This is a genomic window from Streptomyces misionensis (assembly GCF_007896895.1).
Taxonomy (GTDB): Bacteria; Actinomycetota; Actinomycetes; order Streptomycetales; family Streptomycetaceae; genus Streptomyces; species Streptomyces misionensis_A.
In genome coordinates, this window is sequence record NZ_VOGW01000099.1 from 9,736 (window position 1) to 35,298 (window position 25,563).

The 25,563-nt window shown below is 74.4% G+C and carries 19 protein-coding genes; 11 read left to right on the forward strand and 8 right to left on the reverse strand.

From position 1 onward, the window contains the following. The first annotated feature begins 347 nt into the window (after nt 1-347). The 6 genes from thrS (at nt 348) to FRZ03_RS16800 (ending at nt 6,893) form a co-directional block, all read left to right on the forward strand. Nucleotides 348-1,574, forward strand: a complete 1,227-nt coding sequence (thrS, locus tag FRZ03_RS16775; protein WP_146465967.1) for a threonine--tRNA ligase — start codon at nt 348-350, stop codon at nt 1,572-1,574. A gap of 49 nt (nt 1,575-1,623) precedes the next feature. Further along, on the forward strand, nt 1,624-2,574 hold the full coding sequence (locus FRZ03_RS16780; RefSeq protein ID WP_146465968.1) for a nucleoside hydrolase: 951 nt from the start codon (nt 1,624-1,626) through the stop codon (nt 2,572-2,574). 78 nt (nt 2,575-2,652) lie between these two features. Continuing rightward, nucleotides 2,653-4,299 carry a glycoside hydrolase family 13 protein gene (locus tag FRZ03_RS16785; RefSeq protein WP_146465969.1) on the forward strand — a complete coding sequence of 549 codons (1,647 nt, stop codon included), beginning with the start codon at nt 2,653-2,655 and terminating at the stop codon, nt 4,297-4,299. 120 nt (nt 4,300-4,419) lie between these two features. After that, complete coding sequence (locus FRZ03_RS16790; protein ID WP_146465970.1) at nt 4,420-5,121, forward strand: DUF6445 family protein; 702 nt, start codon at nt 4,420-4,422, stop codon at nt 5,119-5,121. A 46-nt stretch (nt 5,122-5,167) separates the two neighbouring features. Further along, nucleotides 5,168-5,836, forward strand: a complete 669-nt coding sequence (locus FRZ03_RS16795; RefSeq protein WP_146465971.1) for an SDR family NAD(P)-dependent oxidoreductase — start codon at nt 5,168-5,170, stop codon at nt 5,834-5,836. A 112-nt stretch (nt 5,837-5,948) separates the two neighbouring features. Then, nucleotides 5,949-6,893: an MIP/aquaporin family protein gene (locus tag FRZ03_RS16800; protein ID WP_146465972.1), complete on the forward strand. Its 945-nt coding sequence runs from the start codon at nt 5,949-5,951 to the stop codon at nt 6,891-6,893. Nucleotides 6,894-6,923: 30 nt separating this feature from the next. Here the strand turns inward: FRZ03_RS16800 and FRZ03_RS16805 are convergent, their stop codons facing one another. The 3 genes from FRZ03_RS16805 to FRZ03_RS16815 are packed head-to-tail and all read right to left on the reverse strand — an operon-like array spanning nt 6,924 to nt 8,856. Then, nucleotides 6,924-7,334 (reverse strand): VOC family protein, encoded by a 411-nt coding sequence (locus FRZ03_RS16805; protein WP_146465973.1) that lies wholly within the window; start codon nt 7,332-7,334, stop codon nt 6,924-6,926. A gap of 48 nt (nt 7,335-7,382) precedes the next feature. After that, a complete protein-coding gene (locus FRZ03_RS16810; RefSeq protein ID WP_186785458.1) occupies nt 7,383-7,772 on the reverse strand; it encodes a helix-turn-helix domain-containing protein in 390 nt (129 codons plus the stop codon). A 16-nt stretch (nt 7,773-7,788) separates the two neighbouring features. Then, on the reverse strand, nt 7,789-8,856 hold the full coding sequence (locus FRZ03_RS16815; protein WP_146466013.1) for a PucR family transcriptional regulator: 1,068 nt from the start codon (nt 8,854-8,856) through the stop codon (nt 7,789-7,791). Between the two features lie 234 nt (nt 8,857-9,090). Between FRZ03_RS16815 and FRZ03_RS16820 the strand changes: the two genes are divergently transcribed. Continuing rightward, a complete protein-coding gene (locus FRZ03_RS16820; protein ID WP_146465974.1) occupies nt 9,091-11,277 on the forward strand; it encodes a flotillin family protein in 2,187 nt (728 codons plus the stop codon). Between the two features lie 130 nt (nt 11,278-11,407). Next, nucleotides 11,408-16,279 carry a DNA repair ATPase gene (locus tag FRZ03_RS16825; protein WP_146465975.1) on the forward strand — a complete coding sequence of 1,624 codons (4,872 nt, stop codon included), beginning with the start codon at nt 11,408-11,410 and terminating at the stop codon, nt 16,277-16,279. A gap of 36 nt (nt 16,280-16,315) precedes the next feature. Here the strand turns inward: FRZ03_RS16825 and FRZ03_RS16830 are convergent, their stop codons facing one another. Both FRZ03_RS16830 and FRZ03_RS39155 read right to left on the reverse strand, forming a co-directional pair. Further along, entirely contained in the window at nt 16,316-16,684 is a 369-nt protein-coding gene (locus FRZ03_RS16830; RefSeq protein ID WP_146465976.1) for a hypothetical protein, read from the reverse strand. A 23-nt stretch (nt 16,685-16,707) separates the two neighbouring features. Beyond that, nucleotides 16,708-17,364, reverse strand: coding sequence for a hypothetical protein (locus FRZ03_RS39155; RefSeq protein WP_186785459.1), 657 nt, complete (start codon nt 17,362-17,364; stop codon nt 16,708-16,710). Between the two features lie 253 nt (nt 17,365-17,617). On the opposite strand from FRZ03_RS39155, the gene FRZ03_RS16845 reads away from it, so the two are divergent. Beyond that, nucleotides 17,618-18,604 (forward strand): ATP-binding cassette domain-containing protein, encoded by a 987-nt coding sequence (locus FRZ03_RS16845; protein ID WP_146465979.1) that lies wholly within the window; start codon nt 17,618-17,620, stop codon nt 18,602-18,604. Continuing rightward, nucleotides 18,601-19,410: an ABC transporter permease gene (locus FRZ03_RS16850; RefSeq protein ID WP_146465980.1), complete on the forward strand. Its 810-nt coding sequence runs from the start codon at nt 18,601-18,603 to the stop codon at nt 19,408-19,410. Before FRZ03_RS16845 ends, FRZ03_RS16850 begins: the two co-directional genes overlap by 4 nt. Here FRZ03_RS16850 and FRZ03_RS16855 read toward each other — a convergent pair. Together FRZ03_RS16855 and FRZ03_RS16860 are read right to left on the reverse strand one after the other, a co-directional pair. Continuing rightward, complete coding sequence (locus tag FRZ03_RS16855; RefSeq protein ID WP_146465981.1) at nt 19,388-22,513, reverse strand: ATP-binding protein; 3,126 nt, start codon at nt 22,511-22,513, stop codon at nt 19,388-19,390. The two genes, FRZ03_RS16850 and FRZ03_RS16855, sit on opposite strands and share 23 nt — an antisense overlap. A gap of 29 nt (nt 22,514-22,542) precedes the next feature. After that, the gene (locus FRZ03_RS16860; RefSeq protein WP_146465982.1) at nt 22,543-23,721 is read right to left on the reverse strand and encodes a permease; all 1,179 of its coding nucleotides are present in this window, start codon (nt 23,719-23,721) and stop codon (nt 22,543-22,545) included. 112 nt (nt 23,722-23,833) lie between these two features. On the opposite strand from FRZ03_RS16860, the gene FRZ03_RS16865 reads away from it, so the two are divergent. Continuing rightward, the gene (locus FRZ03_RS16865) at nt 23,834-24,265 is read left to right on the forward strand and encodes a GNAT family N-acetyltransferase (protein ID WP_146465983.1); all 432 of its coding nucleotides are present in this window, start codon (nt 23,834-23,836) and stop codon (nt 24,263-24,265) included. A gap of 356 nt (nt 24,266-24,621) precedes the next feature. Here the strand turns inward: FRZ03_RS16865 and FRZ03_RS16875 are convergent, their stop codons facing one another. Then, nucleotides 24,622-25,302 carry a phosphatase PAP2 family protein gene (locus tag FRZ03_RS16875; protein WP_146465985.1) on the reverse strand — a complete coding sequence of 227 codons (681 nt, stop codon included), beginning with the start codon at nt 25,300-25,302 and terminating at the stop codon, nt 24,622-24,624. Nucleotides 25,303-25,563: the final 261 nt, after the last annotated feature.

Here is a 25,563-nt window from a genome sequence, read left to right on the forward strand (position 1 = left end):
GGGGGCAGGGGGGGGGGGGGGGGGGGGGGGCGGGCGGGGGGGGGGGGGCGCGGGGGGGGGGGGGGGCGGGGCCGGCGGCGGCGACGGAGTACCGGGTGCGGGCGGCCGGGACCGGGGGGAGGGGCCGGCCGGGGAAAATCCGTCGCCCGTCACCCCCGGCCGTTGCTAACCTCCCGCTCATGCAGCGCGCCCCGCAGTGCCCGATCCCGTGCCCGAACGGCACGACGACGCCGGAGACCGTCCCGGCGCGCTGACATCCGACCTGTCCGAAGCCCCGGGGTGAACGCCCCGGGGCTTCAGTCGTGTCACGGGGTCGTCCGCCTCCGTCGAGTCATCGAGGAGACACCGTGCACGACCGGCTTCCCGACCACCGCCGCATCGGCCGCGACCTCGGCCTGTTCGGCACCGACCCCCTGATGGGCGCCGGGCTGCCGTACTGGCTGCCGGACGGCGCGGTGGTCCGGCACACCCTGGAGGAGTACATCCGCGAGGCCGAGGCCCGGGCCGGGTACCGGCACGTGTACTCGCCCGCGCTCGGCAAGCGGGAGCTGTACGAGCTGTCCGGCCACTGGGACCACTACCGCGACGACATGTACCCGCCCATGCGGCTGGGCGCCGAGGAGGTCGTGCTGCGGCCCAGCCTCTGCCCCCACCACGCCCTGATCTACCGCTCCCGCGCCCGCAGTTACCGGGAACTGCCGTTGCGGATCGCGGAGTTGGGAACCATGTACCGCGCCGAGCTGTCCGGTGTGCTCGGCGGGCTGACCCGGGTGCGGGCGATCGGGCTCAACGACGCCCATGTCTTCTGCACCCTGGACCAGGCGGTGGCCGAGTCCCGCGCCGCCCTGGAGCTGATCGCCCGCGCCTACGCCGACCTCGGCATCCGCGCGGTGCGCCACCGGCTCTCGCTGCCCGGCGAGGGCGGCAAGTACGTGGCCGACCCGGGGCTGTGGCGCCGGGCCACCGCGCTGCTGCGCCAGGTGCTGGACTCCTCTGGCGTGGCGTACGAGGAGGCAGAGGGCGAGGCGGCCTTCTACGGGCCGAAGATCGATGTGCAGATCGCGGACCCGGCCGGGCGCGAGTCCACCCTGTCCACCGTGCAGATCGACTTCCACCAGCCCGCCCGCTTCGACCTGCGCTACACCGGCGCCGACGGCGGCCGGCACCGCCCGGTGATGGTGCACCGCAGCGTCATCGGCAGCGTGGAGCGGGCCGTGGCCCATCTGGTCGAGGCGCACCGCGGTGCCTTCCCGGCCTGGCTGGCGCCCCTCCAGCTGGCGGTGCTGCCGGTCGGCGCCGAGCAGGAGGAGCGGGCGGCGGCCGTCGTGGAGCGGGCGCGGGCGCGGGGGCTGCGCGCGGAGCTCGCCGGGCCCGGGCAGGGCTCCCTGGGCGCCCGGATCCGTGCCGCGCGCCTGGTGCCGTACGTGGCGGTGATCGGCGCCCGCGAGGCCGCGGCGGACCGGGCCGCCGTACGGCTGCGCGACGGGCGGCGGCCCGGGGAAGTGCCGGTGGCGGAGCTGCTGTCCCGGATCGCCGCGCGGGTGGCGGCCCGCGGGACCGGGCTGTGGGAGTGACGAGGGTGCTGAACTAACGTTCGGGTCCCGTCAGCCGAAGGAGTCCGCCGTGCCCGGTCCGCAGCCCGTTCCCGTGATCATCGACTGCGACACCGGTGTCGACGACGCCCTCGCGCTGCTGTTCGCCGTGCGCCACCCCGGCCTCGACCTGCGCGCGGTGACCTGTGTCGCCGGGAACACGGACGTGGACCGGGTGGTCCGCAACACCCTGACCGTGCTGGAGCAGGCCGGGGCCCCGCGGATACCGGTGGGGCGGGGCGCCGAGCGGCCGCTGCTCGAACCGGCCCGCGCCTCGGGCTGGCACGGCGGCGACGGCATGGGGGACCTGGGGCTCCCCGAGCCGGCCCGGGCCCCCGCCGACGTGGACGCGGTGAGCCTGCTGCGCCGGGAGCTCCTGGCCTCGCCCCGGCCGGTCACCCTGATCCCCACCGCGCCTCTGACCAACATCGCCCTGCTGCTGCGCACCCACCCGGAGGTGACCGGCAACATCGAGCGGATCGTCTTCATGGGCGGCGCGGTCGGCTCCGGGAACGCCACGGCCGTCGCCGAGTTCAACGTCTGGCACGACCCGGAGGCGGCGGCCGTCCTGCTCACCGCCGACGTGCCGATCACGATGTACGGCCTGGACGTGTTCCGGCAGGTGGTGGTGGCGGGCGAGTGGGCGCGGCGGCTGCGCGCGAGCGCCGAGCCCGGGGCCCGGCTGGCCGGCCGGCTCCTCGGGCACGGCCCGGACGGGCCCGAGGAGGCGGGCTGCCTCGGGGACGCGGGGGCGGTGTGCGCGGTCGCCGATCCGGCGGGGCTGACCACCCGGCCGCTGCCCGTCGAGGTCTGCCTCGCCCCCGGTCCCGCGCGCGGCCAGACGATCGTCGACCGCCGCACGCGGCCCGGCGAGTCCGAGGTCCATCACGGGCGGCGCGGACAGGCCCTGGTCGACGTCGCCTTGGCGGTGGACGCGGAGCGGTACGCGCGGCTGTTCCTGGAGACCGTCGGGGGCCGCTGACGGACCGGTCCGGTTTCCAAGGTTCGCTTTCCGGGCAATGTGGACAGATTCCCTGTACCCGTCTCGAAGGGAGTCCGTATGGCAGACCTCTCCTCCAGGAACCCTGACTGGTGGCGTCAGGCCGTCATCTACCAGATCTATCCCCGCAGCTTCGCCGACGCCGACGGCGACGGGCTCGGCGACCTCAGGGGCATCACCCGGCGGCTCGGCCATCTCGCCACGCTCGGCGTGGACGCCCTGTGGCTGAGCCCGTTCTACCCCTCCGAACTCGCCGACGGCGGCTACGACGTCGCCGACCACCGGGACGTCGACCCGCGCCTGGGCACCCTGGACGACTTCGACGCGCTGGTCGCCGAGGCGCACCGGCTGGGCCTGAAGGTCGTGGTGGACCTGGTGCCCAATCACACCTCCCACCAGCACCCCTGGTTCCGGGAGGCGCTGCGGGCCGGCCCCGGCTCCGCGGCCCGCGAGCGCTACGTCTTCCGGCGCGGGCGCGGCGCGCACGGTGAACTGCCGCCCTCCGACTGGCAGTCCGTCTTCGGCGGCAGCGCCTGGCACCGGGTGCCCGACGGCGAGTGGTACCTGCATCTGTTCGCCGCCGAACAGCCCGACCTCAACTGGGACAACGAGGAGGTCCGCGCCGACTTCCGCACCACCCTGCGGTTCTGGTCCGACCGGGGCGTGGACGGCTTCCGCGTGGACGTGGCGCACGGCCTGGCCAAGGACCTGACCGAGCCGCTGCGCGACCTCGGGGACATCGGCGCCGCCGGGGAGACCGCCCTGCTCCGCGTGCCGCCCGGCGACCACCCCCACTGGGACCGCGACGAGGTGCACGAGATCTACCGCGACTGGCGCAAGGTCTTCGACGCCTACCGGCCGCCGCGCAGCGCCGTCGCCGAGGCCTGGGTGCCGGGCCCCCGCCGCGCGCTGTACGCCCGCCCCGACGAACTCGGCCAGGCGTTCAACTTCGAGTACCTGGAGGCTCCTTGGGACGCGGCGGAGCTGCGCCGGGTGATCACCGAGGAGCTGGCCACCGCGCGCGCCGCCGGGGCCGCCGCGACCTGGGTGCTGTCCAACCACGACGTCGTGCGCCACGCCTCCCGGCTGGTCCTGCCGCCCGGCACCGACCCCGGCGCCTGGCTGCTGTCCGGCGGCCGCGCGCCGGCGATCGACCCGGCGGCGGGGCTGCGCCGGGCCCGCGCGGCGACCCTGCTGATGCTGGCGCTGCCGGGGTCGTCGTACCTCTACCAGGGCGAGGAACTCGGGCTGCCCGAGGTCGCCGATCTGCCCGCCGAGGTGCTCCAGGACCCGATCTGGGAGCAGACCGGGCACGTCCGCAAGGGCCGCGACGGCTGCCGGGTGCCGCTGCCCTGGACGACCGGCGGACCCAGTTACGGTTTCGGGCCCGGCGGCGCCTGGCTGCCGCAGCCCTCGTCCTTCGCGGCGTACGCCGTCGAGGCGCAGAGCGGGGTGGCCGGTTCGACGCTGGAGCTGTACCGCACCGCCCTGCGGCTGCGCCGCAAGCTGCTGGACGGCGAGGAACTGGCCTGGACGCCCGGATCGCCCGCGCACGTACTGGACTTCAGACGGAGCGAGGGGTGGCGGTGCGCCGCCAATCTCGGGACGGAGGCGGTGGCGGTGCCGCCGGGTGAGGTGCTGCTGAGCAGCGCGCCGCTGCCGGGGGACGGGGGGCTGCCGCCGGACACCACGGTCTGGCTCGCCTGACCGGCGAAGGACCGCGGGCGATCAGGGGATTGCCAGGTATTGGTGTGCATGACACACGGTTGGGAAAAGGTTGACCGGTCCTCGGGAGAAGGCCGGTCGGCGCGGGCCTAGATTCTCCGCATGCCCCCACAGCCGGCCCCCAGGACGCCCGCGGCCCGGCCCGCGGGCGCGCTGCCCGTCCTGCCCTACCGCAAGCCGACCAAGGGCCGTGACTACTGGGTCCTGGACGACGTGCTGCCCGACCCGGACGCGGTACGCGCGCGGTGCCTGGCCAGGGACGACTGGGCGAAGGGGTACCCGTACACCGCCGAGACCTGGCCGGGCCTGCGCGCCATGCCCGGCCTGGAGCCCGGTGAACTCGCGGTCGTCGAGAAGCTGGTGCGCAAGGCGACCGGCGCCGGGAAGCTCTGGGTGCAGCGGGCGCCCGGCGGCGGCACGCTCAACCACAACTGCGTCCAGGTGGTCGGCGCCGGCGAGAGCGAGCCCCGCCCGCACACCGACTCGCGGGCGCTGTGCCGGTACGCGGCCGTGCTGTACCTCAACCCCGCCGTCCCCAAGGACTGCGGCACCAGCTTCTACCGCCAGCACCTGCCCGGCGGCCGGCTCGGCGGCAATGTCGTACAGGCCCCGCACCACAACCTGGTGGACGCCCTGGGCACCCGCTTCGTGGCCCCGGACGCCTTCGAGGAGGACGTCCGCGTCCCCCACAGGTACAACCGGCTGCTCCTCTACAACGCCAACCTCGTGCACAGCGCGACCGGTTACACCGGGAAGACGCTGGCGGACAAGCGCATGACCGCCGTGTTCTTCTGGATGGCCTGACCCGGCCGGGGTGCGGGGCGGGCCGCCGTGGGGTAGGGATGGGGGCGTGAGCACAGTCGCCGTCGTCGGAGCCGGACCGGGGCTCGGCGCCGCCGCCGCCCGGCGGTTCGGGCGGGAAGGGTACGACATCGCCCTCGTCGCCCGCGACCGCGAGCGGCTCGACGCGCTGGCCCGGGAACTGGCCGCGGACGGCATCCGCGCGCGCGGCTTCCCCGCCGATGTGCGCGAGCCCGAACGGCTGGCCGGCGCGCTGGCCGAGGCCGGGCGCGCACTGGGGACCGTGGAGGTGCTCCAGTACAGCCCGGTGCCGCACCGGGACTTCATGCGGCCGGTGCTGGAGACCGGGCACCGGCAGCTGGTCGGCCCCGTCGAGTTCTCGGTGTACGGCCCCGTGGCCGCCGTCCAGCAGGTGCTGCCCGGGATGCGGGAGCTGGGGCGCGGCACGATACTGCTGGTGAACGGGGGCACCGCCGCCGTGCCGCAGGTCGAGCGGGCCGGCACGTCCATCGCGTTCGCCGCGGAGAGCGCCTACGGGCACCTGCTGCACGAACGGCTGGCCCCCGAGGGCATCCATGTCGCGCAACTGGTCATCCCGGGCGCCATCACGCCCGGACACCCGCGCAAGGACCCCGCCGTGCTGGCCGAGATGCTGTGGGGCATGCACCGGGAGCGGCACGGCTTCCGGCACTTCGCGGACGACCTCGACAGCCGCTGACGGCCGTGCGCCCACGAAGGGGTGAGGGTCCCTCGGCTCACCCTGCGTGAAGAGCATTTCTGCGCCAATATGGTGACGTTGGCCGTATTGCTCCTCCTCAAGGGGGCCTTTCATGGCTGTCGAGATCCCGTCGCTGATCAAACCCTCCACGCTGCGTGCCAGAGGCGGCCTGCTGGGCGAGTGCCTGGCGGAGTTCCTCGGGACGTTCGTCCTCATCTGCTTCGGCTGCGGTTCGGTCGCGATGGCCGTCGCCGCGCTGCCCGGCTCGGGCCGTGCCGCCACCCCCACCACCATCTTCCTCGCCGCCGGCGACTGGCTGCTCATCACCTGGGGCTGGGCGATGGCCGTCGTCTTCGGCGTCTACGTGGCCGGCGGCGTCAGCGGCGCGCACCTCAACCCCGCGATCACGCTGGCGATGGCCGTGCGCCGCGGCTTCCCCTGGGTCAAGGTGGTGCCCTACTGGTGCGCGCAGGTGGTCGGCGCCTTCACCGGGGCCGCCCTGGTCTACCTCGTCTACCACCAGGCCATCCACGCCTACGACGCCGCCGCCCCCGGCCCCAAGGTGAACGGGCACACCAATGCCACGTTCTCCATCTTCGCGACCTTCCCCGCCGCCTACTTCCACGGCGGGTTCTGGGGCCCGCTGGTCGACCAGATCGTCGGTACGGCGTTCCTGGTGATGTTCGTGGTGGCCGTCCTCGACCTGCGCAACCAGGCCGTGCGGGCCAATCTGGCCCCCCTGATCATCGGCTTCGTCGTGGCCGCCATCGGCATGTCCTTCGGCGCCAACGCCGGCTACGCCATCAACCCGGCCCGCGACTTCGGGCCCCGGCTGCTCACCTACGCGGAGGGCTGGGGGAGCCTGGCCTTCCCGGGCAGCCTCTCCGGCGTGTTCGCCCACTACTGGTGGATCCCCATCGTGGGCCCGCTGATCGGCGGGGTCATCGGAATCCTGGTGTACGACCTGTTCATCGGTGACGTCCTGGTCACCCGCGCCCGGCAGGACAGGCTCCCGGAACCGGGCCGGGCCCGCCCGGAACGGCCGGTCGACGAGTAGGCTCCGGCACGCTCCGCGCGCCCGCCCGCCTCAGGAACGCGGCTGGGTGAAGCGGATGCGGTTGCCGAAGGGGTCGCGCAGGCCGCAGTCGATGCCGTACGGGCGTTCGGTGGGCTCCTCCGTGAACTCCACGCCCTTGGCCAGCAGGGCCTCGTAGGTCCCCCGGCAGTCGTCCGTGGTGAAAATGAGCCAGCCGCCCATGGCGCCCTTGGTGACCAGTTCCCGCACCTGCTCGGCGGTCTCCTCGGACATCGCCGGGGCGCCCGGCTTCTCCAGGAGGATCTGCCGCTCGGGGTGGCCGGGGACGCTGACGGTCAGCCAGCGCATGAAGCCCAGGCTGACGTCGGCCGCGACCTCCAGACCGAGCTTGCCGACGTAGAAGTCGAGGGCCTCGTCCTGGTCGAGGACATAGATCTGTGACTGCGTGATGGCGTTGAACATGACGTCCACGCTAGTGAGCGGGCGCCGGGAAAACTTATCCGAAACTGCTCAGTCGGGCCGGGTCCAGGCCATCGTGAAGCACGTCGGCACGCCCGCGGCCACCGCCTCCTTGCGGTAGGCGCGCGGCGAACTGCCGACGATGTCGCGGAAGGTGCGGCTGAAGGTGCCCGGGCTGGTGAAGCCGACCGCGAAGGCGATGTCCGTCACGCTCCGGCCGCTCTCGCGCAGCAGGAACATCGCCCGTTCCACCCGGCGGCGTTGCAGATAGCGGTGCGGTGTCTCGCCGAACGCGGCCCGGAAGGTGCGGCTGAAGTGCGCGGGCGACACATGCGCCACGCGGGCCAGCGCGGGGACGTCCAGCGGCCGCGCGTAGTCGCGGTCCATCGCGTCCCGCGCCCGCAGCAGGCGGCGGTTGGTCTCCTCGGCGGCACGGCTCACGGTGTCCCCCTCCCGGTCACAGCGGCTGGTCTGGCCAGCCGAGGAGCCGGGCCCCGATCACCGCCGTCTGGAGCATGTACCGGTGCGCCGGGTCGGCCGGGTCGGCGGCGGTGAGCTTGTGGATGCGCTCCAGGCGGTAGGTGAGCGCGCGCACGCTGAGCGAGAGCCGGCGGGCCGCCTCGGCGGCCACACAGCCGGAGTCGAAGTAGGCGACCAGGGTCTCCAGCAGCGGACCCGCGCCGCCCCGGGCCCCGGTCAGCGGGCCCAGCGTGTGCTGCACCAGGTCGGCCATCGCCTGCCGGTCGCGGGCCAGCACCGGGTAGACGAGCAGGTCGGCGGCGCGCAGCACCGGCCCCGGCAGCCCCAGCCGCTCGGCCATGGCCAGCGCGGCCAGCGCCTCCTCGTAGGACTGCACGACCCCGCCGGGGCCGGGCTGCGGGCGCCCGATGGCCACCCGGCCGCCCTCGGTGACCGTGCACGCCTGCCGCGCGAAGTGGTCGAGCACCTCGTCGGTGTCGCCCGGCGCGATGCACAGCAGCCGGCCGTTCTTGGTGGTGAGCAGGATGCTGTGGGAGTCGAACCGGGCGAGCACCTCGGCCTCCACCCGCCGGGCCAGCGGGCCGCCCTCGACGTACGCCTGCGCGCCCTCGGCGACCGCGACCGCGTGCGCCCGCGAGAGGCGCAGCCCGAACCGCTCGGCGCGCTCGGCCAGCCGCCCCAGGTCGCTGCGGCCGTAGAGCAGGTCGTCGATGAACTCCCGGCGGGCCGCCTCCTCCCGGCGCACGGTGAGCCGCTGGGCGCGCTCGTAGCCCTCGGCGAACGCGTCGACGGCCTGTTCCACGGCGGCCAGCGCGGCCAGCGTGCTCTCCGCGCTGCCGGACCCGGCGGGCCAGGCGCCGCGCGCCGCGGACAGATGGGCGACGACCAGCTCGCGCAGTCCCAGCCCGGCCTCGGCGGCCTGTTCGCCCAGGGTGCGGCGGGCCTTGATCTCCTCCCGGGTCAGCCGCCGGCCGGTAGCCGCGGCCTCGGCCAGGATCGGGGCGAAACCGTCCAGATAGCGCCCCGGTATCTCGTGCTCGGCCACCCCGCCCGTTCCCCCTGTGTTCTTGACGCGCCGGTGACGCTTTCCTGACGCGTGTCCGGCATGCAGACAGTAGTGAACACTGCCGGAAACCGGCAATGCGCGAACGGGTGTTCCCGGCGCACCATCTGCCCGGGGAGCACTACGGGGGGTTCCGCCGCGGGGGCATGGGCGCATGCCCCCGCGGCCCGGCCTCGGGGGAGCTCCGACCCACCGTCTGACGCAAGGACGTATGCCATGGAAGCCCTCGGTGTGCTCGTCGCCGCCTGTGTGATCGTCGCCCTGCTTCTGCTGTTCGGGTTCTCCCGGCTGTACCGCAAGGTCGACCAGAGCCAGGCCCTGATCGTGTCGAAGACCCGGCGGGTCGACGTCTCCTTCACCGGCCAGGTCGTGCTGCCGATCCTGCACAAGGCCGAGGTCATGGACATCTCGGTGAAGACCATCGAGATCAGCCGGGCCGGCCGGGACGGGCTGATCTGCCGGGACAACATCCGCGCCGACATCCGCATCCTGTTCTTCGTCAAGGTCAACAAGACCGTGCAGGACGTCATCAAGGTCGCCCAGTCCGTGGGCACCGAGCGCGCCAGCCACCAGGACACGCTCCAGGAGCTGTTCCACGCCAAGTTCTCCGAGGCGCTGAAGACCGTCGGCAAGCAGATGGACTTCACCGACCTGTACACCAAGCGCGAGGAACTGCGGTACCACATCATCGAGTTGATCGGCGTGGACCTCAACGGGTACCACCTGGAGGACGCGGCGATCGACTACCTGGAGCAGACGCCGCTGAGCCAGCTGGACCCGGCCAACGTCCTCGACGCCCAGGGCATCCGCAAGATCACCGAGCTGACGGCCGTGGAGCACGTGCGCACCAACGAGGCCAAGCGCACCGAGCAGAAGGAGATCACCCGCCAGGACGTCGACGCCCGCGAGGCCATCCTGGAGCTGGAGCGCCGGCAGGCGGACGCGGAGATCAAGCAGAAGCGGGAGATCGAGACCTCCCGGGCCCGCGAGGAGGCCGAGACCGCCCGGGTGATGGAGGAGGAGCGGCTGCGCGCGCAGGGCGCGTTCCTGCGCACCGAGGAGCAGCTCGGCGTGCAGCGGGAGAACCAGGCGCGGGAGATCGCGGTCGCCGCGAAGAACCGCGAGCGGGTCATCGCCGTGGAGAACGAGCGCATCGAGAAGGACCGGCTGCTGGAGGTCATCGCCCGGGAGCGGGAGACCCAGCTGACCCGGATCTCCGCCGAGAAGGAGGTCGAGGCGGAGCGGCGGGACATCGCCGAGGTCATCCGGGAGCGGGTCGCGGTGGACCGTACGGTCGCCGAGCAGGAGGAGTCCATCAAGAAGCTGCGCGTGGTCGAGGAGGCCGAGCGCGAGCGGCAGGCCCTGGTCATCGCCGCCGAGGCGGAGGCGCAGGAGAAGCTGGTCAAGGACATCAAGGCGGCGGAGGCCGCCGAGCAGGCGGCCACGCACCGCGCCGCCGAGGAACTCACCCTGGCCGAGGCCCGGTTGAAGACCGCCGACCTGGACGCGCGGGCCAAGCTGCGGCTCGCCGAGGGCGTCCAGGCGGAGTCCGCCGCCGAGGGACTGGCCGCGGTGCAGGTGCGCGACAAGGAGGCCGAGGTCACCGTGAAGGCCGGCCGCGCGGAGGCGGAGGCCACCCAGGCGCGGCTGAAGGCGGAGGCGGAGGGCGCCCAGGCGAAGGCCCTCGCGGAGGCCGAGGGGGCGCGGGCCAAGGGGCTCGCGGAGGCCGAGGGCGCGCAGGCGGCGGCCGCGGCGACCGAGGCACGGCTCAAGGCCGAGGCGGAGGGCGCGCGGGCCAAGGCGCTCGCTCAGGCCGAGGGCGTGAAGGCGGCGGCGCTCGCGGAGGCGTCCGGCATCGGCGAGAAGCTGAAGGCCGAGGCGGCGGGGCTCACCGAGAAGGCCGCCGCGATGGCCGCGCTGGACGAGGCGTCGCGCGGGCACGAGGAGTACCGGCTGCGGTTGCAGGCGGAGAAGGAGATCCGGCTGGCCGGTCTGGAGACGCAGCGTCAGGTCGCCGAGGCCCAGGCGACGGTGCTCGCGACCGGGCTGGAGAACGCCGACATCGACATCGTCGGCGGGGAGTCCGTCTTCTTCGACCGGCTGGTCTCGGCGGTCTCGCTCGGCAAGGGCGTCGACGGCTTCGTGGACAGCTCCCGCACCGCGCAGACGCTGGCGCGGCCGTGGCTGGACGGGTCGGGGCGCTTCACGGAGGACCTGAGCCGGGTGCTGGGGTCCCTGGGCTCGGCCGACGTGCAGAACCTGACGGTGTCGGCCCTCCTGATGAAGTTGATGAACGGGGGCGGCGCGGAGGCCGCGCAGTTCCGTCAGCTGCTGGAGAAGGCGGGCGAGCTGGGCCTGGCGGACACGCCGCTCGCCTCGCTGAACGGGGCCGGCCGCAACTGAGGCCGGGCGGGGGCGCGGCGGCCCGCGTCCCACGGGGGCGCGGGCGACCGCGCGTCCGGCCGCCACGCATCCGGCCACGCGCCCGCGCCCCACGGCGAGCCCCGCCTTCCCGCACACGAAAGGGAACCCCATGTCCACCGCCCCCGAGCCGGAGGCCTCCGTCGACGCCGGCACCTACGACGTCCTGCGCGACCGGCTGGCCGGACACGCGGCCGAGCTGGCGCGGCGGGCCGAGGCACTGAACGCCCGTCGCGCCGAGGAGTTCGGCTCGACCAGGCTGGACCTCGCCGCCACCGCCCGCCTGGACACCCCGCACGCCTGCCTCCGGCAGGACATCGTGGCGGTCGGCGACACCCTCCTGTTCGGCGGCACCGGCCGCGGCGGGGAGAACGCGGCCGTCGCGGACGTGCTCGCCCTGTATGCCCGCGACGGCGGCCGGCTGGCGGAGGACGCCGTCCCCGGGCTCCTCGACGACCCCGCGTTCGTGCGGGAGTTCACCGCCCTGCACCGCTACTACCGCGACGCCCGGCTGCTGCGCCTGCGCCGGACCGACGGACGGCTGCTCGCGGTGTTCCGCACCGGCGAGAAGGCCGAGGATGTCCGCGTCCTGCGCTGGCGGCTGACCGACGACGGCCGCGTCCGGTTCCTGGACGCGCGCGGTGACCGCGACGACGTCGTGCCGCCCGCCCAGGACGTGACCTGGACCGGGACCGGCCGCGCGGACCACGTGCTGGGGCGGGAGCCCTATGTGGCGGTGCCCGGGGGGCTCGGCGTCTCGGCCGTCGGCGGCACGCTCACCGTGCGCACGCGGGACGGCGAGGAGCTGTACGCCGAGCCGGTGGCGGAGCCGTTGCAGTCCCTCGCCGACGCCGCCGTGGCGCACGCGACAACCGGCCCCCTGGTGCTGCTGCGGGTGCGGCCCTACAAGGAGGAGGCCGACCGGTACCTGGTGTTCAACTCCCTGACCCGGACCGTGGTCCGCCTCGACGGCCTCGGACAGGCCTGCCGGCTGTTGCCCGAGGAGCAGGGCGTCGTCTTCCCGGGCGGCTACTGCCTGGCGAGCGGCCGGCACAAGACGTACGAACTCGATGTGCGGGGCCTGGAGTTCGAGCAGGAGGTGCGCGCGCCCAACGGGGAGGACGTGCTCTACGCCTTCCGGGACCGGTCCGGGGGCGGCTCGCTGCTGCTGTCGTACAACACCCTGCGCAAGGAGATGGCGACCCCGCTGCCGTGCCGGGGCTGGGCGCTGTTCGAGGACGGCGCGCTGGCCGTGCTGCGCGCCGGGGGCGACGAGCCCGCGCACACCCACCCCCTCCAGTGGTGGACCTCGCCGTACGTCTCCGACACCCACGCCGCCGCGCTGCGCACCGGCACCGGCGCGCTCGCCCGGGTCGGCAACGCGGACCTGGTGCGCGGCCTCGCCGACTGTCTCTCCGTGGCCCGGCTGGTCGCCGACGGCATCACGACCGGCGAGGGCTACCGGGCGCTGGCCGCCACCTGCGTCCGCGCGGCCGACACCCACCACTGGCTCACCGAGCCCGAACTCGGTTCTGTCCACGAGCCGTTGGCGGCGGTCCGGGAGACCGCCGAGCAGGTGCTGGCCGAGTACGAGACCGTGCGGGAGCTGACCCGGCAGGCCGCCGAGGCGCTGGAGGAGGCCGCCGAACGGATCGCGGCGGTGGTGCGCCGGCTGCGCGGCGAGGCCCCCCGCGAGGCCGCGGCCTGGGTGCGCGGGCTGACCGAACTGCGGCACGCGCACGGCCATCTGCTCACCCTGCGCGAGCTGCGGTACGTGGACGCCGAGCGGGTGGCGGCGCTGGCCGCCGAGGCCGAGTCCGACCTGGCCGCCTTCGGCAAGCGGGCGGTGACGTTCCTGGCCCGCGAGGACGCCTTCACCGGCCGGCGCGCCGAGGTGGAGCGGCTGGTGGCGGAGGCGGAGGCGATCGAGACGGTCGCCGGCGCCGGGCCGGTCGCCGCCCGCCTGGACGAGCTGGCCGACGGGCTGCGCACGGTCACCGAGGTCGTCACCGGCCTCGACATCGCCGACGCCACCGTGCGCACCGCCGTACTGGAGCGGATCGCCGACGTCCTCGGCGGCGTCAACCGGGCGCGCGCCACGCTGGACGCCCGCCGCCGGGCCCTGCGGGACCAGGAGGGCCGCGCCGAGTTCGGTGCCGAGACCGCGCTGCTCGCCCAGGCCGTCACCGCCGCGCTCGCCGCCTCCGGCACCCCCGAGGCCTGCGACGACCAGCTGGCCGCCGTGCTCGCCCGGCTGGAGGACCTGGACGGCCGCTTCGCCGAGTTCGACGACTTCCTCGGCGAACTCGCCGACAAACGCGCCGAGATCTACGAGGCGTTCGCCGCCCGCAAGCAGTCCCTCGCCGACGCCCGCGCCCGGCGCGCCGAGCAACTGGCCGTGTCGGCCGGGCGGATGCTGGAGACGGTGGCCCGGCGCGCGGCCACCCTCGCCGACGCCGACGCGGTCACCGCCTACTTCGCCTCCGACCCGCTGGTCGCCAAGGTCGCCCGTACCGCCGGCGAACTGCGCGAACTCGGCGACAGCGTGCGCGCGGAGGAACTCGACGGCCGCCTGAAGGCCGCCCGCCAGGAGGCCGCGCGCGCCCTGCGGGACCGTACCGACCTGTACGCCGACGACGGCCGCACCCTGCTGCTCGGCGGCCACCGTTTCGCCGTCAACACCCAGCCGCTGGACCTCGCCCTCGTCCCCCACGGCGACGGGCTGGCCCTCGCCGTCACCGGCACCGACTACCGCGCCCCGGTCACCGACCCCGACTTCGCGACGACCCGCGCCCACTGGGACCGGCACCTGCCCTCCGAGTCCCCCGCGGTCTACCGCGCCGAGCACCTGGCCGCCCGGCTGCTCGCCGAGCACGGCCCGGCCGCCCTCGCCGCCGCCGACGACCTGCCCGGACTGGTCCGCCGGGCGGCGCAGGAGGCGTACGACGAGGGTTACGAGCGCGGCGTCCACGACCACGACGCCACGGCCCTGCTGACCGCGCTCCTCCCCCTCCACGACGCCGCCGGCACCCTGCGCCACGAGCCCGCCGCCCGCGCCGCCGCCCAGCTCTTCTGGACCCACGGCACGACGGCCCCGAACCGGACCGCCTGGGCCCGCCGCGCCGTGTCCCTGGCCCGCGCCCGGGACGCCTTCGGACCGTCGGCGGCGCTGGACGGGCTGGTGGCGGAGCTGGCCGCGGCCATCGGGGAGTGGGACCGGGAGGCGGACGGCGCCGGACCCGACCGCTCGCGCGCCGCCGCCGCGTACCTCTTCGACGAGCTGACCGGCGGCCCCGAGGGCTTCGTGCTCGGCGCCGCCGCCCGCGCCCTCCTGGAGAAGTTCCGGCAGGCGGTGGCCGGCGCGGAGTACGGCCGGGACCTGGCGGGGCTGTCCGAGTGGCGGGACCGGCGGCAGGTGGTGGAGGCCTGGCTCACCGCGTACGCCGGCGCGAGCGGCGGCGACGCCGGGCCCGGCGAGCTGGCCGAGGCCGTCGCCGCCGAGCTCTGCCCCGACCTGCCCCGCTACGACGGCGACGCCCCGCTCACCGTCACCGTCGAGGGCCTGCTCGGCACCCACCCCCGGGTGACCGGCGGACGGCTGGAACTGCGGCTGGACGAGTTCCTGGCCCGCACCGCCCGGCACCTGGCGCACGACGTGCCCGGCTTCCGCGCCTACCAGCGCCGCCGCACCGCCCTGCTGACCGCCGAGCGCGAGCGGCTGCGCCTGGCCGACCACCGCCCCCGGGTGATGCCCGCGTTCGTGCGCAACCGGCTCGTGGACGAGGTGTACCTGCCGCTGATCGGCGACAGCCTGGCCCGCCAGCTCGGCACCACGGGCGCCGGCAAGCGCACCGACACCGGCGGCCTGCTCCTGCTGGTCTCCCCGCCCGGCTACGGCAAGACGACGCTCATGGAGTACGTCGCCGACCGGCTCGGCCTGATGCTGGTCAAGATCAGCGGCCCGGCGCTCGGCCACACCGTCACCTCGCTGGACCCGGCCGACGCCCCGAACGCCACCGCCCGCCGCGAGATCGAGAAGATCAACTTCGCGCTGGCGGCGGGCAACAACACCCTGCTCTACCTGGACGACATCCAGCACACCTCGCCCGAACTCCTCCAGAAGTTCATCCCGCTCTGCGACGCCACCCGGCGCGTGGACGGCGTCCGGGACGGCGAGCCGCTCACCTACGACCTGCGCGGCAAGCGGTTCGCGGTGTGCATGGCGGGCAACCCGTACACCGAGTCGGGGGAGCGCTTCCGGGTCCCCGACATGCTCGCCAACCGGGCCGACGTGTGGAACCTCGGCGACGTCCTCACCGGCAAGGAGGACGTCTTCGCGCTGAGCTTCGTGGAGAACGCGCTGACCGCCAACCCGGTCCTCGCCCCGCTCGCCGCGCGCGAGCGGGCGGACCTGGACCTGCTGGTCCGGCTGGCCGCGGGGGACCCGACGGCCCGCGCGGACCGCCTCACCCAGCCCATGGCCCCGGCCGAACTCGACCGCGTCCTCGCGGTGCTCGCCCATCTGCTGGCGGTGCGCGACACGATCCTCACGGTCAACGCGGCCTACATCTCCTCCGCCGCCCAGTCCGCCGACGCGCGCACCGAGCCGCCGTTCCGTCTCCAGGGCTCCTACCGGGACATGAACAAGATCGTCCAACGGCTGCGCCCGGTCATGAACACCGCCGAACGCGAGGCCGTCGTCCAGGACCACTACACGGCCGAGGCCCAGACCCTCACCACGGGCGCCGAGGCCAACCTCCTCAAACTCGCCGAACTGCGCGGCACCTCGGACCCGGTCCAGTCGGCCCGCTGGGCCGAGATCAAGGCCGCGCACGTGCGCACCCGCACCCTCGGCGGCCCGGAGGAGGACCCCCTGACCCGTGCGGTCGCCGCCCTCACCCTGCTGGCGGACCGGGTGGCGGCCGTGGAGACCGCCATCGTCCGGGCCGCCGCCGAGCGCCCCGGCACGGGTCCGGCCGAGTGACGCCGGGCCGTGCCGTTCCCCACGGCGCGGTTCTGTTCAGGGGCGGGCGCCCGGGTCGTCGCCCATCGGGCAGCGCCAGGACAGGACCCCGTCCACCGCACGAGGGGCCGCCGGATGGGGGTGGCCGGGCACCGGGCACGGGGGCACGGGGCGTCCGCCGGTGGACTCGATGACGCTGTCCTGGAGTTGTTCCGCCAGGAGGGTCAGCGCCAACCGGTCCGGCAAGGCGTCGTCCAGGTCCACCGTGACGGAGGAGCCGTCCGGGTAGGCGAGGGTGACGTGCACCCCGCCGCCGGTGCCGGGGGCCGTGCCCTCCGCGACCTGGAGCTCGGCCCCTTCCGGCGCCTCCAGCCCGCGCAGCACGGACTCCGCCCAGCTCCGTACCGTCCCCACGTCGAGCGCCATGAGCCACTCCCCGTCCGCCGCACCTACTTCTTCGCCGTCACGTCCGCCGCCCAAACCAGGGAGCCGGTGCCCGGCCGGCCGCCGATGCGGACGCGGAAGGTCATGTAGTCCTGGAACTGGACGTGGTCGCCGTGCTTGACCGGCTTCAGCGTGCCGTGGAAGTGGTAGCTCCTGCCGACCACATGACCCGCGTTCTTCGGCATCCGCTTGCCGTTGCGCCACCAGGAGACGCCGGACTCGTTGACGTTGCTCGTGATGACGGACTGCAGCCGGGCGGAGATCTTGAAGCCCCAGTTGATGTTCGAGTAGTGGCAGTTGAACCGGGCCGCCAGGGTGCCGTTGGCGTCGCTCCAGGTCGGGTTCTTGTCGCAGCGCAGCACCGCGGAACGGCGTTCGGCGGCGGCGCGCTGCGTCACCGAGCCCGACACCGCGCGCAGGCTGCCCTTGCCGAGCCCGAGTTGGGAGCCGACGCGGTCCAGGTCCGCGCGGGAGAGCTTCGCGCCGCCGTCCAGGGCGAAGCGCAACGTCGTGCGGCCGCCCGCGGTGGTCGTGGTCGCCGCGTAGGTCTGCGGCGCGGAGGCGGTGGCGTGCGCCGTACGCACCGCCACCCCCGCGGCGGGCGACGCCGGGGCCGCCTGGGCCGCCGGAGCGGCCAGCACCGCGGCGGCGACCGCGGCCACGACAGCCGGCCTTCCCCGAACTCCCTTGCTCCTGCGTACCTCGTCCACCATGCCGTTCCCCCTTTGTCCGTGTGGGTTCTCCACTGGTCCGTGGGTGCTCCACGCCGTGATGCTCTCCCGAGGCATCACGGACGAAGCGCGAACAAGCGGACATTCACCTGACGGAGCGACGGCGCACCCGGTTTCAGGGGACCCGGCGCGCTGAAACCCGCTTGAAGCCGCACTGAATCCCGAGGGGCGCACGCTCCGGTGCATGACGAACGCTGAACTCGCCATCGCGGCCGAAGGGTTGCGGAAGGCGTACGGGGACAAGACGGTGCTCGACGGGATCGGCATCGAGGTGCCGACAGGGTCGGTCTTCTCGCTGCTCGGGCCCAACGGAGCGGGGAAGACCACGGTGGTCAACATCCTGACCACGCTCATCGCGGCCGATGCCGGGCGGGCCCGGGTCGGCGGATTCGACCTGGCCGCCGAGGCGCAGAAGGTGCGGGGGGCCATCGGGGTCACCGGGCAGTTCTCCGCCGTGGACGGGCTGATCACCGGCGAGGAGAACATGCTCCTCATGGCCGACCTGCACCACCTGTCCAAGGCGGAGGGCCGGCGGGTCACCGCCGAGCTGCTGGAGCGGTTCGACCTGGTGGAGGCCGCCAAGAAGCCCGCCTCCACCTACTCGGGCGGGATGAAGCGGCGGCTCGACATCGCGATGACGCTCGTCGGCGAGCCGCGGATCATCTTCCTGGACGAGCCGACGACCGGTCTCGACCCCCGGTCCCGGCACACCATGTGGGGGATCATCCGCGAGCTGGTCTCGGGCGGCACGACCGTCTTCCTCACCACCCAGTACCTGGACGAGGCCGACCAGCTCGCCGACCGGATCGCGGTGCTCAACGGCGGCCGGATCGTCGCCGAGGGCAGCGCCGAGGAGCTGAAGCGGCTGGTGCCCGGCGGGCACGTACGGCTGCGGTTCGCCGACCCGGCCGGCTACGAGCGGGCGGCCACCGCCCTGCGCGAGGCCACCCGGGACGACAGCGCGCTCACCCTCCAGATCCCCAGCGACGGCACCCAGCGCGAGCTGCGCGCCATCCTCGACTGGCTCGACACCGCCGGCATCGAGGCCGACGAACTCTCCGTGCACACCCCGGACCTGGACGACGTGTTCTTCGCGCTCACCGGCTCCGCCGACGTCCCCGCCCAGCCCGGCCGTTCCACCGATGCCACCGAGAAGGAGACCGCCCGATGAGCGCCGTAGCACCCACCCCCCGGGCCCACGCCCTGCGCGACAACCTGACCATGCTGCGGCGCAGCCTCCTGCACGCCCGCCGCTACCCCTCCCTCACCCTGAACGTACTGCTCACCCCGGTGATGCTCCTGCTGCTGTTCGTCTACGTCTTCGGCAACGTGATGAGCGCCGGCATGGGCGGCGGGCACGCGGACCGCTCCCAGTACGTCGCCTACATCGTGCCCGGCATCCTGCTGATGACCGTCGGCATGATCTCGCTGGGCACCGCCGTGTCCGTGGCCACCGACATGACCGAGGGCATCATGGCCCGGTTCCGCACCATGGCGATCTCCCGCGCCTCCGTGCTGGTCGGCCACGTCATCGGCAGCGTGATCCAGACGATGCTGGCCCTGGTGCTGATCCTGGCCATCGGGCTGGCCATCGGCTTCCGGCCGAACGCCACACCGGTCGAGTGGCTCGCGGCGGCCGGGCTGATGGCCCTGGTCAGCCTCGCGCTGACCTGGATCGCGGTCGGCATCGGCCTGGTGAGCCCCAACCCCGAGGGCGCCAGCAACCTCGGCCTGCCGCTGACCATGCTGCCGCTGCTGTCCAGCGCCTTCGTGCCGGTCGACGCCATGCCCACCGGGTTCCGCTGGTTCGCCGAGTACCAGCCCTTCTCGCCCGCCATCGAGACCCTGCGCGGGCTGCTGCTCGGCAGCGGGATCGGCACCTTGAACGCGGTGCTCGCCGTCGGCTGGTGCCTGGCGCTGACGGTGCTCGGCTATGTGTGGTGCAGGGCGCGCTTCAACCGCGAGCCGCGGCGGTGAGCTCGCGCAGGGCCTCGGCCCGCAACTCCTCCGGCCCCAGGGCGGCGTACGCCGATCTCGCCTCGGCGTAGGCCGCCCCGGCGGCGTTCTCGGCCGCCTGCCGGCAGCGGGCCGAGGACAGCGTGGGATAGTCCCGCAGCACCGGCATCCGCTCCGCGAGCGCCATCAGCCGCACGGCCGACGTCTCGCCGCGGGCCAGTCCGGTGAAGCCGAGCGCCACCAGCACCGTTCCGTACACCGGCAGTTCCACCAGGTCCCCGGCGCCGGTCGTGCCGGTCAGCATGGCGAGCAGTCTCCCGCGCAGCCGCTCGGCCAGCCCGGCCACCGGCTCCAGCCGGCCGTGCTGCGCGTGCGCCGCGAGGGCGGCCGACTGCATCTGGAGCGACCAGGCGTCCGCGAAGGGATCGCCGGCCTCCAGGGCCCCCTCCCGCATCCGTGCCGTCGCCTGGCGCCACAGGCCGAGCCCGACCTCGCTCAGGCCCCGGGCCAGCGCCACCTCCGCCCGCGCCGACAGCAGTTCCGGGGACGCGGACTCCGGCTGCTGGTCCCCGGTGGCGAGGTCCAGCCAGTACTCCGCCTCCTCGATCTCGCCGCGCTGGAGACAGGCGGAGACCAGCCCGTACCGGACGCCTATCAGGTCCGACCAGTCGCCGTACCCGCCGAGCGCCTCCGCGGCCCGCAGATGGTCGTACGCCTCCGCGCCGCGCTCCAGCTTCAGGCACAGCTCGCTGATCCGGCCGTGGCAGAGCAGCAGCAGGGACGGGTTGGCGCCCGGCCCCAGCGCCGCCTGCATCCGGCGGGCGCAGTCCAGCGCGCGCTCCGTCTGCTGCTCGGCCTCCCACACATAGCTGGCCACCCCCGACGCGATGCCCGCCAGCATGGGCTCGGGGGCCTCGCACAGCCGGGCCAGCCGCTCGTACCCGGGCGGGCGTATCTCCGGGACGGCGCCCAGGACGACCGCGAGGGCCCGCAGCGCGGTGTCCGGCGGGGCGGGCGGCAGCCGGCGCAAGGTGACCAGATGGCGCCCGGCGTGCGGGCCGTATCCCATGAACAGGCAGGTGGTGCAGACCACCGCCGCGCTCCGGGCCGTCTCCACGTCCTCCGGGTGCTCCGGCCGGAAGTGGGACAGCGGGCCGGCGGTCTCGGCGACTAGGGCGGTGAGCCGGGTGTAGCTGTTGCCGGCCGACCACACGGCGGCCAGGACGGCGGTGAGGGCGGCGGTGGCCGGACCGTCGGAGCGGGCCAGGGCGTGCCGCAGCGCGAGGACGAGGTTGTCCTGTTCGGCGCGGGCGCGGTGGAAGGAGGACGGCGCGTCCGCGCCGAACAGCACGTCGTGGTGGGCCCGGCCGAAGTCCCGCGCCCAGGCGAGGAACCGGTCGGTGACCGCCTCCTCCTCGCCGGCCTCCGCCCGCCGGGCCGCGCTGAACTCGCGCAGCGTCTCCAGCATGTGGAAGCGCACCCCGAAGGGGCCCTCGCCCACCTTGATCAGGGACTGGGCGGCGAGCTGCTCCAGCAGGCCGAGCGCGTCGCCGTCCTCGCCGAGCACGTACTGGGCGGACTCCTCGGTGAAGCCGCCCGGGAACACCGACAGCGCGCGCAGTGCCGCCCGGCCGTCCGGCTCCAGCAGGTTCCAGCTCCACTCGACCACGGCCCGCAGCGTGCGGTGCCGCTCGGGCGCGTCCCGGGCGCCGCCGCGCAGCAGCGCGAAGCGGTCCCGCAGCCGGTGCGAGATGTCGGCGACGGACAGCACCCGCACCCGGGCCGCGGCGAGTTCCACGGCGAGCGGCAGCCCGTCCAGGTGCCGGCAGATCTCGGCCACCCGGTCGGCGGGCAGCTCCACGCCGGGCCGGGCGGCCCGCGCCCGCTGCTCGAACAGCTCGACGGAGGTGGCGAGGGACAGTTCGGGCACCGCGTAGACGGCCTCGGAGGTGAGCCCGAGCGGGGCCCGGCTGGTGGTCAGCACCCGCAGTTCGCGGCAGCGCGAGACCAGTGCCCGGGCGAGTGCGGCCGCCCCGGCGAGCACGTGCTCGCAGTTGTCCAGCACCAGCAGGGCGGGGCCGGGGCCGAGCGCGGCGGCGACGGCGCGTACGACGTCGCCGTCGGCCGGCCCGGTGTGCTGCCGTGCCTCCCCGGCGCCCACGGCCGAGGCCACCTCGGCGGCCACGTCCTCGTCGGCGGTGACACCGGCCAGCGGCACGAAGTGCACCACCGGATGCTCGGCGGCCCGGCTCACCGCGTGCGACAGCCGGGTCTTGCCGAGCCCGCCGGGGCCGAGCAGGGTGACCACCCGGGCGTCCCGCAACAGCCGGGTGACGGCGGCGACATCGGCCTCCCGGCCCAGCAGCGGATTGGGCTCGTGCGGCACGCCGTGCCGGGCCGGGGCGGTGTCGGGACGCAGCAACTCAGCGTGCAGAGCACGCAGTTCGGGGCCCGGGTCGGCGCCGAGTTCCTCGCGCAGCCCACGCCGGTACTCCTCGTAGCGCAGCAGCGCCGCGGCCCGTCCGGCCGTGGCCGCCTCGCAGCTCAGCAGCCGTGCCAACAGCTCCTCGTCCCGGGGGAGTTCGCGGTGCAGCTCGGCCAGGGGCGGCAGGGCTTCGGCGGGGCGGCCGAGGTGGGCGAGGGCGAGCGCCCGGTGCCGTACCAGCGCCCGGTACGGCCGCACGCGGGCCGCCCGCAGCGCCGTCACCGGATCGTCCGCGTCCGCGTCGCCCACGGTCCCGTCCCACAGCGCGAGACCGGCCTCGCTGCGCGCCAGGGCGCCCGCGTGGTCCCCGGCCCGCGCGCACGCGGCGCTCGCCGCCTCGTGCGCGAGCAGCGCGGAGCTGTCCACCTGGGTCTCGTCCAGCGCCAGCCGGTAGCCGGCCGGCGTGCTGACCACCACGTCGGCGCCGAGCTGGGTGCGCAGCCGGGACACCAGCACCTGCACCGCCTTGCCCGGCCGCTCCGGCTGCTCGTCCGGCCAGAGTCCCGCCGCCAGCCGGCCGGTGCTGCACCCGGCGCGCAGCTCCTCGGCGAGCAGCGCCAGCAGCCCGCGCAGCCGGGGCGCGGTGATCTCACGCCCGCGGAAGGCGACGCGGGACAGCAGGGCCAGCTCGGTGGTCACGGGGGCACATTAGCCCCAGGGCGCCCGGTTCAGGGGTGGTGATGGCCGTGCTGCTCGTGCCCGTGCTCCTCGGACTCCTGCGGCGAGCCGCCCATCATGCGCAGCATCGCCGGGCCGCCGGTGCGCAGGAAGCGGACGACGAGGCAGGCGGCGAGGAGGAGGAAGGCGATGTTGAGCCAGGTCGTGTAGTTCCAGCGCACGCCCTCCTCGGGGAGCCGGGCGACGGCCTGGTCGGGGACGAGGCCGAGGCCGCCGAAGACGAACTCCACGACGTAGCCGGCCACCGCGATGGCGGCGAAGAAGGTGGCGAGCAGGAAGCCGGCCATGCGGGCGCCGTAGTACTTCCGGTAGATGTTGAGGATCGGCAGGATCAGCAGGTCGGCGTAGATGAAGGCGATGACGCCGCCGAAGCTGATGCCGCCCTTCCAGAGCACCACCGCCAGCGGCACGTTGCCGATGGAGCAGACGAACGTGGCGACGGCGACGACCGGTCCGATCAGCGGGCCGATCAGCTTGGCCGCGAGGGGGTGGCCGGCCAGGAAGAAGGTGTGCCAGAAGTCGCCCGGCACCCAGGCGGCGATGGCCCCGGCGATCAGCAGCCCCACGACCAGGTCGCGCAGGATCGCGGCCCACTCCATGACGAAGATGTGCGACACGGAGGTCAGGCCGTCCCGGGACAGCAGCCGGCGCAGGAAGCCGCCCTCGCCCTGGACGGACATGTCCATCGCCGCGTGTCCCTCCATCGACCCGGCGAGTCCGCGCTCGGCCTGCCGACGGGCCGCGCGCAGCAGCCGCTCCCGCAGGAACACCCGGAACAGCACCGCGAGGACGAGGATCATGATCGGGCCGCCGGCGAACTCGGCGGCGGTGAACTGCCAGCCCATCAACAGGGCCAGGATCACGCCGAGTTCGATGACCAGGTTGGTGGAGGCGATCTCGAAGGCCATCGCCGCGGTGAAGTCGGCGCCCTTGCGGAACAGGGAGCGGGCGAGGGCGACGGCGGCGTAGGAGCAGGAGGACGAGGCCGCGCCGAGCCCGGCGGACAGGGCGAGGGTGCGGGGCCGGTCGTCACCGAGCAGCCGTACGACCGTCGAGCGGCGCACCACCGCCTGGACGACGGCGGAGAGGGTGAAGCCGAGGATCAGTGCCCAGGTGATCTCCCAGGTCATCGAACCGGTGATGGACAACGCGTGCCCGATCGCGTGCATGCCGCGCACTCCCTTCCCGGTGGTGCGGTTCCGCCACTCGGCGGAGAGTACCCCCTCGGGGTATCCGAAAACGCCGGGAAGGTCCCGAATCGCTGATCGGTATCCTCCCGGCATGGATATCCGTGTGGAGGTCGTCCGGGAGGCGGGCCGGGAGCTCGTCGACGCCTTCGGCGGCCTGCTCCCCCAGCTGTCGACAACCGCCGAGCCCCTGGACCGCGCCGCGATCGACCGGATGGTGGCGTGCGACGCCAACACGGTGCTCGTCGCCCGTTCCCCCGAGGCGATCGTCGGTGCCCTGGTCCTGGTGCTGCTGCCGCTGCCGTCCGGGCTGCGGGCCCGGGTGGAGGACGTGGTGGTCGACGGCGCGGCGCGCGGCCGGGGCGTCGCGGGGCTGCTGCTCGAAGAGGCCGTGCGGCTCGCCCGGAAGGCGGGCGCCCGCACGATCGACCTCACCTCCCGCCCCGACCGCGCCTCTGCGAACCGCCTCTACACCCGCCTCGGCTTCCACCCCCGCGAGTCCACGGTGTACCGCCTCACCGAGTGACACGGCACGGCTGATCGGCACGGCGGGACGGGGCGGCACGGCGCGCCCGTGTGGCACACGCGACACGGTTCGCGGCCCGGCGGCTGTCGGGTCAGTGGGCGGTCGTCAGGCGGTGCAGGGTCACCCGGGCCGGTGGGCCCAGGGCGCGCTCGCGGACGAGCGGGAGGCCGAGGGCGCGTGCGAGGGCCCGGCCGCGGGCCGGCGCCGGGTCGCATGGCCGGGGGCCGGGCGGTACGCGGCGAGGCGGTCGGCGGCGGCAGCCGGGCCGTGAGGTCGCCGCCGGGCCGCCACAACGGCGCGCGCCCAGCCGCCCGGGCCGGTGGGCCCCGGGTGCTGGGCGCGCAGGAGGTCGAGGATCAGGAGCGCGGCGATCCCGGTTCCGGGGTGGGCCGTGCGTGACGGCGGTGGTGGTCCGTCTGGGACGTCAGCAGCGGGCGCAGCGCGCCGGTGCGCAGCCGGTCGACCAGTGGTGGCGCCAGGCGGCGCAGCACCAGGACGGTGATCAGCGAGACCACACTGCCGACCAGCGCACCCACCGCCACGTCGTGCGGGTAGTGCGCGCCGACGTACACCCGGGAGGCGCCCATCGCGATCGCGGTGATCAGGGCGAGGGAGCCGAGCCCCCGGGCGATCAGCAGCAGCGCCACCGCGAAGGCGAAGGCGACGGTGGTGTGGTTGCTGGGGAAGGCGTAGTCGTCGGGGGCCGGGCACGCCTCCAGGAGGAAGTCGTGCGGGAGCGCCCGGCACGGCCTGGGTTCCTCGAAGACGTCCTTGATCCCGGTGTTGACCACGTAGGCGAGGACGACCGCGATCGGCGTCGCCAGCACCGCGGCCATCGCGGTGCTGCCCTGCCCCCGGGCCCGCCACCAGGCCACCAGCAGATACACCACGAACAGGCCGATGCCGATGGAGCTGAACACGGTCGCCGGCTCGTTCAGCCAGTGCGTGTGCCGGGCGAAGTCGGTGACGTCGGTGTAGAGGCCGCCGTCTATCGCCGCGCCGTCGAGCGCCTGGGCGGTCGGGGAGGAAGTCGTCATCAAATGGGTCTCCGGGCCGTGCTGCATGTGCCGTGGGCTCCGTGAGAACGGGAGCGGACACAGATCGGACGTACGGATGAAGCTCGGACGTCTCCAAGGTAAACGTCTACAAGTATGTAGACGATATCAGGTCCCCGTACCTCCGGCGCGCTCGCCCTGACCCGAACGGCCCCGCCCTGCTCGCGCCCGCGCCCCGACGGCGGTCCGCTGGCAGCCGGGGCGCCTTCGGCGGCGGTCCGGAACGATCCGTACGGCGCGGAG

Bases quoted from the DNA above. Each gene is read 5' to 3' on its own strand.
- FRZ03_RS16785 (WP_146465969.1), top strand. From the start codon at position 2,653: ATGGCAGACCTCTCCTCCAGGAACCCTGACTGGTGGCGTCAGGCCGTC.
- FRZ03_RS16790 (WP_146465970.1), top strand. From the start codon at position 4,420: ATGCCCCCACAGCCGGCCCCCAGGACGCCCGCGGCCCGGCCCGCGGGC.
- FRZ03_RS16800 (WP_146465972.1), top strand. From the start codon at position 5,949: ATGGCTGTCGAGATCCCGTCGCTGATCAAACCCTCCACGCTGCGTGCC.
- FRZ03_RS16805 (WP_146465973.1), bottom strand. From the start codon at position 7,334: ATGTTCAACGCCATCACGCAGTCACAGATCTATGTCCTCGACCAGGAC.
- FRZ03_RS16820 (WP_146465974.1), top strand. From the start codon at position 9,091: ATGGAAGCCCTCGGTGTGCTCGTCGCCGCCTGTGTGATCGTCGCCCTG.
- FRZ03_RS16825 (WP_146465975.1), top strand. From the start codon at position 11,408: ATGTCCACCGCCCCCGAGCCGGAGGCCTCCGTCGACGCCGGCACCTAC.
- FRZ03_RS16830 (WP_146465976.1), bottom strand. From the start codon at position 16,684: ATGGCGCTCGACGTGGGGACGGTACGGAGCTGGGCGGAGTCCGTGCTG.
- FRZ03_RS16845 (WP_146465979.1), top strand. From the start codon at position 17,618: ATGACGAACGCTGAACTCGCCATCGCGGCCGAAGGGTTGCGGAAGGCG.
- FRZ03_RS16850 (WP_146465980.1), top strand. From the start codon at position 18,601: ATGAGCGCCGTAGCACCCACCCCCCGGGCCCACGCCCTGCGCGACAAC.
- FRZ03_RS16860 (WP_146465982.1), bottom strand. From the start codon at position 23,721: ATGCACGCGATCGGGCACGCGTTGTCCATCACCGGTTCGATGACCTGG.
- FRZ03_RS16865 (WP_146465983.1), top strand. From the start codon at position 23,834: ATGGATATCCGTGTGGAGGTCGTCCGGGAGGCGGGCCGGGAGCTCGTC.
- FRZ03_RS16875 (WP_146465985.1), bottom strand. From the start codon at position 25,302: ATGACGACTTCCTCCCCGACCGCCCAGGCGCTCGACGGCGCGGCGATA.